We start from the raw sequence: 12732 nt of genomic DNA on the forward strand, positions 1-12732 counted from the left end.
GCGAATGGGGCCTCTGTGCGGCAGATGGTTGCTCCGGCCGCCGCCAAGCTCGCAATTCACCGGCTTTGCGGGCTGTTCTTTTAAGTTTCAGCATACCATATTTTTAGCGAAAAATGATATAATGGTTGGTGATGTTTCAAGGGAGATGGAGGCGTAGCATGACGATAGAAATCGCAGATGAGTACGTCGGCCGCGTCCGGTTCAAAAATACGATAACAACGGAGCAGCCGCTCAAGCCCTGTACTTGACGGCTCACAGCTCCGTTCATCTACTCGCTACTTGAAGGAAGGTGCCTTTGTGATCGAACGAAAGAGGCTGCGCGTCCTTCATACGAACGATATTCACAGCCACTTTGAACAAATGCCCCGCATCGCCTCTGTCCTGCGAAGGCTTCGCGCGGAAGCCGGAGAAGAGAAGACGCTTACGCTCGATATCGGGGATCATATCGACCGGATGCGTCCGGAAACCGAAGGGACGAACGGCCGGACGAACATCGGGGTGCTGAATGCATCCGGGTATGAAGCGGTCACGCTCGGCAACAACGAAGGATTGTCCTACACAGAGGACGTGCTTTCCGAGCTGTATGGCCGACAGGCGAGCTTCGCCACCGTCATCTGCAACCTGCCGGCATCGGCAACGGGAGCGCTGCCGCCATGGGCGCTGCCGTATCATATCGTCCAAAAAGCGGGCTTGCGCGTCGGGCTGATCGGAGTCACCGCCTGCTTTCCGGAGTTTTACAACCTGCTTGGATGGGACGTGCGGGAACCGTTCGACGTCGTGCCGCCCCTTGTCCGGCAGCTTCGTCCCGAAGTGGACGTGCTCATCGTCATGTCCCACCTTGGGCTGCGCAACGACGAACGCATGGCGGCCGAAGTGCCGGGCATTGATTTGATCTTAGGCGGACACACGCATCATCTGCTCGAAGAACCGCTGCGCATCGGCGGGACGCTCGTCTGTGCCGCGGGCAAATACGGACAATACGTCGGAGTTGTCGATTTGGAATGGGACCCCGCGGAACAGAAGCTGGCGCGTGCGGAGGCTTCCGTGCAAGCGGTGGCTAGCGAGCCGGAGGATGAGGAGATCCGCAGCCTGATCGGGCAGTATGGCCTTCGTGCCGCCGCCGAACTGGACCGTGAGGTCGCCCGCCTGCCTATCGAGATGCCGTTCGATTGGTATGTCGAATCGCCGCTCGGGAATTTGCTGGCCGGGGGATTGCGCCGGTGGACGGGAGCCGAGATCGGCCTGGTCAATGCCGGACAGCTGCTCGGCGGGTTGCCGCAAGGCCCGGTATCGGCCGATATGCTGCTTCAGTTATGCCCGTCGCCGATCAACCCGTGCCGGATGAAGCTGACCGGAACGCGGCTGCTTCGCGCGCTGGAGGAATCGCTGCTTCCCGAGTTCATGGACAAACCGCTGTATGGCTACGGCTTTCGCGGCAAAGTGCTCGGGACGCTGTGCATTGACGGACTTACGGTACATTACGACCCGGAAGGGGCCGATTATGCGAAAATTCGCGCCGTGGACGTCGGCGGGCAGCCGCTGGAGGCGGAGCGGCAGTATTTGGTCGGCTCCATCGACATGTTTACGTTCCGGGTCGGCTTCACGTCTCTCGGAGAAGGGACGGAGCCTCAATTCTTCCTGCCGGAATTTTTGCGCGATGTGCTGCTCCGGGAGCTTCGCGACGAAGCGTCGCTTCAGCGCAGCTTTTCCCGGCGGTGGCGCGCGGTCGGAGAATCGCCGCACGAGACTTAATTCCCGGTGTGTACAAACCGCAGCAAACAAGCTAGAATGTAAAAAGCGATACATGATACGAACTGGATCAATTCGTGGGAGAGAGTAGGAGGAGCGTATGCACGATTGGTGGGTAGCGGTGATTATCGGCATCGTGGAAGGCTTGACAGAGTTTTTGCCCGTTTCGTCCACGGGCCACATGATTTTGACAAGCAGACTGCTGGGGATTCCGGATACGGATGAATTGATCAAAACGTTCGAGATCGTCATTCAGCTCGGCGCCATACTGGCCGGGGTCGTCGTGTATTGGAAACGAATTTTGCGGCTCTTCGGCCTAAGCAAGGAAAAGCCCAAAGCGGGCAAAGGGATGAACTTGCTGCATATTATGCTGGCGATTGTGCCGACGCTGGCGATCGCGTATTTGACAAAAGACTTTATTAAAGCCCACCTCTTCTCGCCGCCCACCGTGCTTATCGGCCTGATCCTTGGCGGTGTGCTGCTCATCGTCGGGGAGAAATTCCAGCCAGAGGTAACGGCGCGCGATGTCGACGAGCTGACGTACAAGCAGGCGTTCTTCATCGGTCTATGGCAGATCATTTCGATTTGGCCGGGCTTCTCCCGTTCGGGATCGACGATTGCCGGAGGGATGCTGGCCGGGGCGAGCCGCAGGGCCGCCGCCGACTTTACGTTTATTATCGCCATCCCCGTCATGGTAGCGGCTACCGGATATGAGCTGCTAAAAAACCTCGATACGTTCTCTTCCGGAGATCTCGGATTTTTTGCCATCGGCTTTATCGTTTCATTCATCGTAGCGCTGCTCGCGGTCGTCACGTTCATCAAATTCGTTCAAAAGTTCAGTATGTCGTATTTTGCGTATTATCGCTTTGTCGCCGCTGCGCTGTTCTGGATCTTCGTGCTGCGGTAGGCATTGTTCGGAATTCGACAATATTTTGCCGGAAATTGAGGGTATTCCCTTATTTCCGGCTTTTTTCGTCAGCTGATCATATAAATTTTGTCAAAACGCGAAAAAATATATTGCTCTTTTTATTCGAATTCGATACGCTTAATCATATCGATAATTTTCTAAATTTTTCTTTTAGAAAGAAGACGTGGTTCGTTAATGCGTTTGCTTCCGCTAAGCATGGTCAAACCCGGCATGCGCCTTGGAAAAAAAATATACAACTCGGATGGGCTGACGCTGCTTGGCGAGCGGGTGGAATTGACGCAGGCGCTTATTACCCGCTTGGGCGAGCATGGTGTGGACTTTGTATATATCGACGATCCCCGAACCCGGGATCTGATTGTCCACGATGTCCTTAGCGAAGAGACGCGGCTCCATGCGATTACCCAGATCCGGACCTCCTTCCGTAAAATGATGGAGGATCAGGTCAAGCGCAAATTGGTGGGTCAGCTGCAGGTCGGCAAAGCGTTTCGCGGGATGATGAGCATGATTTTGGACGATTTGAGCCAGCACAAGGATGCCATGATTATGCTGACCAATATCAGCCTCATGGACGAATATTTGTTCCAGCATTCGCTTAATGTGTGCATCTATGCGACGATGCTCGGCATGGCGCACGGGTACGAGCGGGAAGAGCTGATGACACTCGGCCTGGGGGCGCTGCTCCACGACGTGGGCAAAACCCAAATTCCGCTTGAGCTGCTGCGCAAAAAAGGAAAGCTGTCGGACAGCGAATATGAGCGGATCAAGCACCATACGGTATTCGGCTTTCAATTTCTGAAGGACGAGCCCAACATTCCGCTGCTTGCTGCGCACTGTGCCTTTCAGCATCACGAAAGACTGGACGGCAGCGGGTACCCGCGCGGACTGAAAGGCTCGGAAATTCACGAATTCGCGCGCTGGATCGGGCTGGTCGATTCTTACGACGCCATGACAACCCACCGCGTGTACCGCAGCGCCATGCTTCCGCATCAGGCGATGGAAATTTTGTTTACCGGCTCGGGCACCTTGTACGAAACCCAGCAGATCGAGCTGTTCCGAGATAAAATCGCCATCTATCCGATTGGCATCACCGTTACTTTAAACACGGGTGAAACGGGAGTGGTTGTCGATCTGAATGCGAACGTGCCGCAGCGCCCGGTCGTGCGGCTGCTGCTGGATGCGGAGGGACAGGAGCTGAAGGATACGCCCGAAATCGATTTGTCCAAAATGCTGTCGGTCATGATCACCGGCGTCAATTATAAACCTATATAGTTTCAGCGTGTGCAGAGGCAGCTTCCCGGAAGCTGTCTTTTTTTTTTTGATGTTGTCAGGCGCTTAGATTTTAATTTGAAGCATAGCTGATTTTTTAGTATAATGTTAAATAATAAACTAACTTCTCTTTCGTAAGGAGGTGATCGAGTGGACCCAATTTCAAACGAAGAGGAATGCATGGCTTCTGTGGAGGAGGCACTCCAAATTTTCGGAGGAAAATGGTCTTTCCTTGTCCTCCGTCAACTGTTTAAAGGTCCGCAGCGATTCAATCAATTGCGCCGAAGTTTGGACCATATCAGCACCAAATCATTGACCGATATTTTGCGTCATCTGGAGGAGCATGAGATTATCCGTCGTCAAGTGTTTCCTACGGTACCGGTAACCGTCGAATATTCCTTAACGGATAAAGGCAAAGACTTTCAAACCATACTTGTGGAAATGGGAAATTGGGCAAGAAAATGGGGAAAGCCGCGTGGCAGCGACCTTTCCGAACAGCGGGAGTAAGGTGCGATGCGGCAGGACGGCGGTTTTATTTTCAATCGTATTACGATACAATGGGTAATATATTATTGTTAGATTTTACTTTTTAAACAAGTCAGGTGTGAAAAAACAACATGTCTAACCGTTTAATCGTCAACGATTTGCCCGTATTGCCCCAGATAACGCCCGAATACGATCCGTGGGACCCGCTGCGCCTGTTGCAAACGCATGGCGAACACCGGTTGACGAGCGTCGAGCTGACCGTGACGAATTTATGCAACATGCGCTGCGAGCATTGCGCCGTTGGCGAATCGCTCATGGTATCGGAAGGACCGCGCATCCCGCTGAATGTCATCTTGAAGCGGCTGGACGAAGTCGAGGGATTGGAGACGATCAGCATCACCGGCGGGGAGCCGAGCTATCACGAGCAGACGGTGCGCGACTATATCGTCCCCCTGCTGCGTTACGCCAGGGAGCGGGGAGTCCGTTCGCAGATCAATTCCAACGTAACGCTGGACCTTTCACGGTACGAAGCGATGGCTCCTTATCTCGACGTGATGCATATTTCGTTCAACTATTTGAACGCCGACGATTTCTACGAAGTCGGGTTCGTCCGGACAGACCGAAGAGTATCCGCCACGACGGCGGCTAAGCTATATGAACGGATGGTCGAGAATGCGAAAGCGCTCGCTAGCGGCGGGATGTTCGTTTCGGCGGAATCGATGATCAACTACCGGACGCACGGGAAGCTAAGCGGAATCCATCGGCTGATTCAAGAGATAGGATGCCGTCGCCACGAGGTGCACCCGATGTATCCAAGCGCTTTCGCCTCCAATTTGCCGGTGCTGACACTGGATCAGACGCGGGCTGCGATTCATCGGCTGCTCGACGACCGCAACCGTGATTTATGGATGCTGTTCGGCACGCTGCCCTTTTATGCTTGCAGCCCGCTGGAGGAGGACCGGGAGTTGGTAACCCGTCTTCGCCACGAGCCGAACGTGACCGTGCGCAACGACCCGGACGGCCGCAACCGCCTCAACGTGAACTTGTTCACCGGCGATATTTTCGTCACCGATTTTGCGGATGTGCCGGCGCTTGGCAACATTCATGCGGACCGGCTCGATCAAGTATTCGAGCGCTGGAAAGGACATCGCCTGAACAAGATCGTGAGCTGCCATTGTCCGGCGGCCAACTGCTGCGGACCGAATCTTCTCGTCGTCGATACGTATTATAAAGACGTCGATTTCGGTAAGCGGAAAGCACTTGTGTAATTCAGCTATTATTTCATTTTACTTTTGAAAAGGGGACTGATCCTTCTTGGAAAGTCACAGTACGGGGTTCGATTTCGGATTAATTTCGCTTAATCTTCTACTGGTCTTGTTTTTGGTGCTGCTGAACGGTTTTTTTGTCGCAGCGGAGTTTGCATTGGTGAAAGTCCGGACTACGCGCCTGCAGCAGTTGGAGAGCGAGGGAAACCCGAAAGCCAAGTATGCGCTCGCTGTAACCCAAAAGCTGGATGCATACCTGTCCTCCACGCAGCTCGGCATTACGCTGGCGTCGCTTGGCTTGGGCTGGGTAGGAGAACCGGCCATCTCGCATCTGATCGTCCAACCGGCTTTGGCAGCGTTCGGACTCGAAGAAGCCTGGTATGCCAATGCCTTGTCGTTTGCGATCGGATTCGCCGTGATCACCTTCATGCATATCGTGCTCGGCGAGCTAGCACCCAAATCCATGGCTATTCAGAAATCGGAAACAACCTCTCTATGGCTGTCGGCTCCTTTAATGCTGTTTTACAAACTCTTTTATCCGGTGATCTGGCTGCTGAACGGCGCTGCGAACAAGCTCTTGAAGCTGGCCGGGTTTCGGCCTGCTATCGAGCAAGAAGCCCATACCGAAGAAGAAATTCGGATTTTGATGGACCAGAGCGCCCGAAGCGGTCATATCGACAAGGATGAACTGGCGCTATTCGATAATATATTTGAGTTTTCCGATCGGGTCGCGAGAGAAGTTATGCTGCCGCGGACCGATATGGATTGTTTGTTTACCGAGCTCAGCTTTGAGGATAACTTGAAAATCGTTTACGAAACGAAGCATACGCGCTATCCAGTGGCCACGAACGATAAAGATGAAATCATCGGATTTGTCCATATGTCGGACGTGCTCACTTGCGATCCGGACAAGAAACACGATCTCAAAGATTTCTTGCGTCCGGTGCTTATGGTGCCCGAATCGATGGAAATCAGCCACGTGCTGCGGCTTATGCAGAAGAAGCGTTCCCAGCTCGCCGTCGTGATCGACGAATACGGCGGAACGGCCGGGCTGATTACCACCGAAGACATTCTCGAAGAAATCGTCGGCGAGATTCACGACGAATTCGACGAAACGGAGCGGCCCGAGGTGGAGAAGATCGGAGATGCTTACTCCGTTGACGGGCGCGTGCTGCTGGAGGATCTTGACGACCGGCTTGCCCTCGGGATCGAGGATGATGAGGTGGATTCGATCGGAGGCTGGCTGTTCAAGCAGTTGGAGGGCTCCGTCTCCAAAGGCCGAAGGCTGGAGCAGAACGGCTTCTTGTTCGAAATTACGGAGGTCGAGCGATTGCGTATTTTGCGTGTAAAAATTCAACCTGTTCAGAAACAGCCCGTTTTGGGTCCGCTTGCTGCTCAAAACCATTCTGACGAATAGGGGTGTAGCCGTTCGATGTCGCTTAGAACGATCGTATTTTGCGTACTTGGCGCCGTACTTTTGTACGGACTATTCACCATCGGCTTCCCGTTTTTGCTCGCCATGTTGATTGCCCTGTTGCTCGAACCGATTGTTCTGCTGCTGACACGAATGTTCCGCGGCAGGCGTGTGACGGTTTCCGCTGTGGTCTGTACTCTTTTTACCGGCTCGCTGCTTGGTTTCGTCTATCTGATCGGCTTCAAAATCGTCACGGAGTCCATTCAATTCTGGAAGAACGCTTCCGTTTATTTAAGCGACGCCAAGCTGTTTATTGAGGACTCGTCGGTAAGAAACAAATTGTTCTATAAGCTGCTGCCGTACGACGTTGCCGAGCAGGTGCAGCGCTACGTGGAAGCGGGAGCTGGGATGCTTACGGAAAATTTGAAAAGTATCGTTGCCGCCATCTCCGGTTATTTTCTCGACGTGGCCAAAGCGATTCCGAATTTGTTCGTGTTTTCTGTCGTGTTCGTGATCGGTCTTTACTTGATTTCGTTCAGCTTGCCGAAGCTGCGTCAGTCGTTTCTGAATCTGTTCGAGACGCAGTCGAGACCGAAGGTGGCTGCGGTGCTGAACGATCTGCGCCGTGCTATTCTGGGCTTCCTGTTCGCGCAGGTGCTGATCAGTCTGCTAACGTATGTGGTGACTTTGGTCGGGTTGCTTGTTTTGAATGTCAATTATCCGCTTGCCGTTGCGTTGCTTATCGTGTTTGTGGATATTTTGCCGGTGCTTGGCACAAGCGTCGTGCTCGTTCCTTGGGCGGGATACAGCATGCTCGCGGGAGATATGCGGCTCGGAACCGGACTGATTATCCTGCTGCTTGTCATCATGCTGTTCCGCCGTCTGATTGAACCGAAAATTATCGGCGAAGCCGTCGGGATCAATGCTTTGGCGGCGTTAGTCAGCATGTATGTGGGCTTCCAACTGGCCGGGGTGATCGGTCTGATTCTGGGCCCCGTGTTAATTATTGTGTACCAGGCGCTTCGCCGGGTAGGCTTGCTTAAAATCAACATCAAGTTGGAACATTAACTATAACTAAAATTTTGTCGTTCATACGGTTTTACGGCAATCTAAGGGGGAGAAGCAATGCAGGCGAGTCTTAAAAATGCAAAGCAGCATTCCAAATTAAAGTTGCCCAAACTGGTAATGCGCGCCTTCTTTATTGTATTGGGGGCGGCGCTCGTCTCGGTTGGACTGGAAAACTTTTTGGTGCCCAATAAAATCATTGACGGGGGAATCGTAGGCATCTCGATTATTAGCTCCCATTTATCAGGTATTCCGATCGGCGTATTTCTCTTATTACTCAACCTTCCGTTTCTGTTTATCGGCTATAAGCAAATCGGTAAAACGTTCGCGTTATCTACCTTATTTGCGGTTGCCCTTATGTCCTTGGGCACATGGCTGCTTCATCCGGTTCCTCCGTTAACAAACGATCCGTTGCTTGCGGCGGTGTTTGGGGGGATTATTGTCGGCATCGGCGTCGGCATGGTCATCCGTTCGGGCGGCTCGCTCGACGGCACGGAAATTTTGGCCATTGTATTCAGCAAGAAGATGCCGTTCTCGGTCGGCGAAGTGGTCATGTTTTTTAACCTGTTCATCCTGAGCAGCGCCGGCTTCGTGTTCGGATGGGATCACGCGATGTATTCGCTGATCGCGTATTACATCGCCTTCAAGCTGATCGACATTACGATCGAAGGCTTTGACGAATCCAAATCCGTCTGGATCATCAGCGAGAACAGCCGCGAGCTCGGAGACGCCATTATGAACCGTTTGGGCCGCGGCGTCACGTATTTGCAAGGCGAAGGCGGCTTTACCGGCGGCAACAAGCTGGTCATCTTCTGCGTCATCAACCGGCTGGAAGAAGCGAAGCTGAAGTCGATCGTCGAGGAGACTGATGAAGCCGCGTTTCTCGCAGTCGGCAATATCCACGACGTGCAGGGCGGACGTTTTAAGAAAAAGGATATTCACTAAGGAGAAAAACCGTCACGGCCATTTAATAAGGCTGCGGACGGTTTTTTTGTCATGTAAAAAAGGAGGACCGCCAGCAATCAATAGTAGCGGCGGGCGCCGAGGTATTTGGGCCCCCAGTAGCTGCTGTCCAGCTTTTGTACGGCGATTCCGGCAGAGCGGGTAGCGGACGCCGTTGCCCATATAGATGCCGACGTGGGTGACGACGCCGGGCTCTACGCCTTGGGACAGGACGGCTGTGGTTTGTTCGGCAGCCGCGTAAGTCGAATCCGGGAAAGCGGAGGGGACTGCGATCAGGCAAGAGGCGGCGACCGTTAGCAGCACTCTTTTTGAGAGCGCTTTCTTAAACAAAAAGCTTCAACTCCTTTTTTCCTTCTGCAGGGGGCAGATGAAGTTGTTGTCATTTTATACGCATAATGGACGAGCGGCAATGTATAAATATTGGTAGATTGCTAAAGGAGGCATTTCCGGCCATGGATCTTGAGAAAGAATGGTATCCGTATGTCAGCCCCTTCGACCCTTGTCCGCCGATTACGGTTAAGACCTATGTTATTCCGCCAAATCTGTATATTCAGTTTCAACCGCCGGGGCTTCCTCAATATCCCCCGCTTCAGGCGCTCCGGTGCGGTACGCTCTGGCCTGTGCTGTATAGTCCATACGAATCCAAACATTACTGAAAGGACAGGAGGTGAACGGCATGAAACAACCGCTGCCCCCTCATTACTACACGCTGCTGGAAGAGCTGCAAGCGATCGATTTCGTGCTGGTGGAGCTGACACTCTACTTGGATACGCACCCTGAAGACGCCCAGGCGTTGGAGCAGTTTAATCAATGTGCGCAGCAGCGCCAGCTTCTGGCCCAACGGTACGAGTCCGAATTCGGTCCGCTGCTGCAGTATGGTCACAGCTATTCGGGATATCCATGGCAATGGTGGGAGCCGCCGTGGCCGTGGCAGGTCTGATTCAAGGCCAAACGAGGAGAGGAGACTTGAGCGATGTGGATCTATGAGAAAAAGCTGCAGTACCCGGTCAGGGTCAGCAAGTGCGACCCGCGCATGGCAAAGCTGCTGATCGAGCAGTACGGCGGCGCGGACGGGGAGCTGGCGGCGGCGCTGCGGTATTTGAATCAGCGTTACACGATACCAGATAAAGTGATCGGGCTTCTGACGGACATCGGGACGGAGGAATTCGCCCATTTGGAAATGATTGCCACCATGGTCTACAAGCTGACCAAAGACGCCACGACGGAACAGCTGAAGGCCGCAGGACTAGACGAGCATTACGTGAATCACGATCGAGCTTTGTATTACAGCAACGCGGCGGGTATACCGTGGACGGCTACTTATATTCAGGCAAAAGGCGATCCGATCGCCGACTTGTACGAAGACATCGCCGCGGAGGAAAAAGCTCGCGCCACTTATCAATGGCTGATCGACATGACGGACGACACGGATTTGCAGGATAGTCTGAAGTTTTTGCGCGAACGCGAAGTTATTCATTCGCTCCGCTTCCGCGAGGCGGTGGAGCTTTTGAAAGCGGAGCAGGGGGCGAAAAAGGTGTTTTAAAGCGAACAGGGCAGCCTGTCTTGGCGTGCCCTGTTGGTATGCTTTGATGGAGTGCCCGAGTGATTCATCCGTTTGACAATCTGTGGCAATCATGGTTCTATAAGACGTGATATGTTTATGCGGATGTCAGGAGGAAAAAGGGAATGTCGACGAACATGAGAACACCGGAAGCGATGATATTCGATTTGGACGGGACGCTGTTTCAGACGGAAACGCTGCTGTTGCCGGCTTACCACGCTACATTCGAACAGCTGCGTGCGGAAGGGCTGTTTCAAGGGGAAACGCCAGATGAGAAACACATATTGAGCGGGCTTGGAATGCTGCTGGAGCATATATGGCAGCTGGTGATGCCGGATGTCGATGTGACGGTTCACCGTCGCGCGGACGAGCTATTGCTGAAGCTGCAAGTAGAGGGAATGGCGCGTGGGGAAGGCAAGCTGTATGACGGCGTTGCCGACACGCTGCGGGAGCTGCGCCGGAGGGGCGTGCGGCTGTTCATTGCCAGCAACGGTCTGGAGGCTTACGTCAAAGGCGTCATCCGTCACCAAGAGCTGGAGCCGCTTTTTGAAGTCGGCGGTTTATATAGCGCAGGGGAATTTGCGACCCGCTCCAAGGTGGATCTGGTGCGGCAGCTGCTGGACAAGCACGGTATCGCAAACGCTTGGATGGTCGGTGACCGTTCCTCGGACGTAGAGGCGGGACATGCGAACGGGCTCTACGTAGTCGGCTGCGACTATGCGGGGTTCCGCAAAGAGGGAGAGCTGGATCAGGCCGATGTCCGCATCGCGGATTTCCGCGACCTTCCGACATTGCTCGATGCGTAAAGGAGCGGACAAGACCAGAAATCCGGCAAAAAAGAAAAGACCGCTGCTTTAAACAGACTGGTCTTGGTGAGATTCGCTTTGTTGGGATTGCGGAACAAGTTCAAAAGGTTTGGTATTGGCTTTAGTCGCCGCTCTTTGTTGGAGCAGATGGAGAGCAAATTCGATGGGCCGGCGAATCGCCCTGCGGTACGTCTGCAAATCTCCGGTTCGTCGGAACACGTCGCGCGAAGGCTTCGGATTGACCTCCAGCAGCCAAACATGCCCCGACGGATCGACCGCCAGATCGATGCCGGCTTCGCAAAACGTGCCGAACTTGGCTTCGAGATGCTGCGCGATATGGAGCCCGAGGGTATAGGCGGTTTCCTGGATGCTCTTTACTTTCTCTTCCGTCCCGAAACGGCTTTTGAGCAGCGATTCCATCGAGATCGCCGTCCCGCCCCCGTGCAGATTGGAAGTGACGGAAAACGGCGGTCCGATGCGGCCGGCGCATCCGGTTACCTGCCATTTCCCTTGACCGTCTTTTTGCACCAGCATCCGAAAGTCGTGCACCCGGCCGTCCTTCAGCTCGAGCGGAATGCCCTGCTGCACGATGTATTTGCTCTGCAATCCCCAGCCGGCAAGCCGCGCCGGAATCTGCGCTGCAGTTACCTTGTTCGCCGGCAAAATGCGGCGCTCCGCATCCCTCCCCTGCATGAGATAACTGCGGCCTCCTGGCAGCCGCTGCAAGCGGACAATACCGCGACCCCCAGTGCCGCTTTTCGGTTTCATATACACGATCGGGTGCTTCTTCAGAAACTGCTCCAGCTGTTTCCGATTTCTGTAATGAATGGTGGAAGGCAAGTGCGGAGTGATGTTTTCATTTTCCGAGAGCAGGCGGTGAATGGTCCATTTGTTGGCAAGCGGCCGGCTCAGGTAGCGGAGCTTGGTATACTTTTGCCGGAAGCGTGTGATCTTGCGGTAATTGTCCGCCCCGTGATACCGGCACCGGTCATAGACGATAGGCGGAAAGCCGACCCACCTGCGGGTCCATGAGCGGGTTGCTTGGTTATAGGCGAGCGCGTGGATTCGCGATGGGTTGTCATCCACATCGTCCGGAGTAAACACGAACACATCGACCCCGAGTTTTTGTCCGCAAACGCTCAGTTTGCGATAAAACGAAAGCTCTTCCAGCTTCTTTCCCGGCATATACATAGCCAGCACGCCAAGTTGGATACCCAAATGCCGCTCAC

The 12732-nt window shown here is 53.9% G+C and carries 14 protein-coding genes; 12 read left to right on the top strand and 2 right to left on the bottom strand.

Annotated features, from left to right (window positions below; translation table 11 throughout):
• The first annotated feature begins 297 nt into the window (after positions 1 to 297).
• The 8 genes from BLO51_RS11465 (at position 298) to BLO51_RS11500 (ending at position 9118) form a co-directional block, all read left to right on the top strand.
• Entirely contained in the window at positions 298 to 1752 is a 1455-nt protein-coding gene (locus tag BLO51_RS11465) for a bifunctional metallophosphatase/5'-nucleotidase (RefSeq protein WP_090671348.1), read from the top strand.
• A 97-nt stretch (positions 1753 to 1849) separates the two neighbouring features.
• Positions 1850 to 2656: an undecaprenyl-diphosphate phosphatase gene (locus tag BLO51_RS11470; RefSeq protein WP_090671350.1), complete on the top strand. Its 807-nt coding sequence runs from the start codon at positions 1850 to 1852 to the stop codon at positions 2654 to 2656.
• 195 nt (positions 2657 to 2851) lie between these two features.
• Positions 2852 to 3946, top strand: a complete 1095-nt coding sequence (locus tag BLO51_RS11475) for an HD-GYP domain-containing protein (RefSeq protein WP_090671352.1) — start codon at positions 2852 to 2854, stop codon at positions 3944 to 3946.
• 147 nt (positions 3947 to 4093) lie between these two features.
• Positions 4094 to 4450, top strand: a complete 357-nt coding sequence (locus BLO51_RS11480) for a winged helix-turn-helix transcriptional regulator (RefSeq protein WP_174551234.1) — start codon at positions 4094 to 4096, stop codon at positions 4448 to 4450.
• Positions 4451 to 4560: 110 nt separating this feature from the next.
• Positions 4561 to 5697, top strand: coding sequence for a radical SAM/CxCxxxxC motif protein YfkAB (gene yfkAB / locus BLO51_RS11485; RefSeq protein WP_090671355.1), 1137 nt, complete (start codon positions 4561 to 4563; stop codon positions 5695 to 5697).
• 46 nt (positions 5698 to 5743) lie between these two features.
• A complete protein-coding gene (locus BLO51_RS11490) occupies positions 5744 to 7111 on the top strand; it encodes a hemolysin family protein (protein WP_090671358.1) in 1368 nt (455 codons plus the stop codon).
• Positions 7112 to 7126: 15 nt separating this feature from the next.
• Complete coding sequence (gene ytvI, locus BLO51_RS11495) at positions 7127 to 8176, top strand: sporulation integral membrane protein YtvI (protein WP_090671363.1); 1050 nt, start codon at positions 7127 to 7129, stop codon at positions 8174 to 8176.
• Positions 8177 to 8233: 57 nt separating this feature from the next.
• A complete protein-coding gene (locus tag BLO51_RS11500; RefSeq protein ID WP_090671366.1) occupies positions 8234 to 9118 on the top strand; it encodes a YitT family protein in 885 nt (294 codons plus the stop codon).
• 12 nt (positions 9119 to 9130) lie between these two features.
• Here BLO51_RS11500 and BLO51_RS11505 read toward each other — a convergent pair whose 3' ends face one another.
• The gene (locus BLO51_RS11505) at positions 9131 to 9439 is read right to left on the bottom strand and encodes a hypothetical protein (RefSeq protein ID WP_217266729.1); all 309 of its coding nucleotides are present in this window, start codon (positions 9437 to 9439) and stop codon (positions 9131 to 9133) included.
• A 149-nt stretch (positions 9440 to 9588) separates the two neighbouring features.
• Between BLO51_RS11505 and BLO51_RS11510 the strand changes: the two genes are divergently transcribed.
• From BLO51_RS11510 to BLO51_RS11525, 4 genes are all read left to right on the top strand, one after another.
• On the top strand, positions 9589 to 9792 hold the full coding sequence (locus BLO51_RS11510) for a spore coat associated protein CotJA (RefSeq protein ID WP_090671372.1): 204 nt from the start codon (positions 9589 to 9591) through the stop codon (positions 9790 to 9792).
• 20 nt (positions 9793 to 9812) lie between these two features.
• Complete coding sequence (locus tag BLO51_RS11515; protein ID WP_090671374.1) at positions 9813 to 10076, top strand: spore coat protein CotJB; 264 nt, start codon at positions 9813 to 9815, stop codon at positions 10074 to 10076.
• Positions 10077 to 10109: 33 nt separating this feature from the next.
• Positions 10110 to 10679, top strand: coding sequence for a manganese catalase family protein (locus BLO51_RS11520; RefSeq protein WP_090671377.1), 570 nt, complete (start codon positions 10110 to 10112; stop codon positions 10677 to 10679).
• 143 nt (positions 10680 to 10822) lie between these two features.
• The gene (locus tag BLO51_RS11525) at positions 10823 to 11503 is read left to right on the top strand and encodes an HAD family hydrolase (protein ID WP_245719632.1); all 681 of its coding nucleotides are present in this window, start codon (positions 10823 to 10825) and stop codon (positions 11501 to 11503) included.
• 48 nt (positions 11504 to 11551) lie between these two features.
• Here BLO51_RS11525 and BLO51_RS11530 read toward each other — a convergent pair whose 3' ends face one another.
• Positions 11552 to 12721, bottom strand: coding sequence for a YheC/YheD family endospore coat-associated protein (locus BLO51_RS11530; RefSeq protein ID WP_090671380.1), 1170 nt, complete (start codon positions 12719 to 12721; stop codon positions 11552 to 11554).
• Between the last annotated feature and the right edge of the window lie 11 nt (positions 12722 to 12732).

The organism is Paenibacillus tianmuensis (assembly GCF_900100345.1).
Lineage (GTDB): Bacteria > Bacillota > Bacilli > Paenibacillales > NBRC-103111 > Paenibacillus_G > Paenibacillus_G tianmuensis.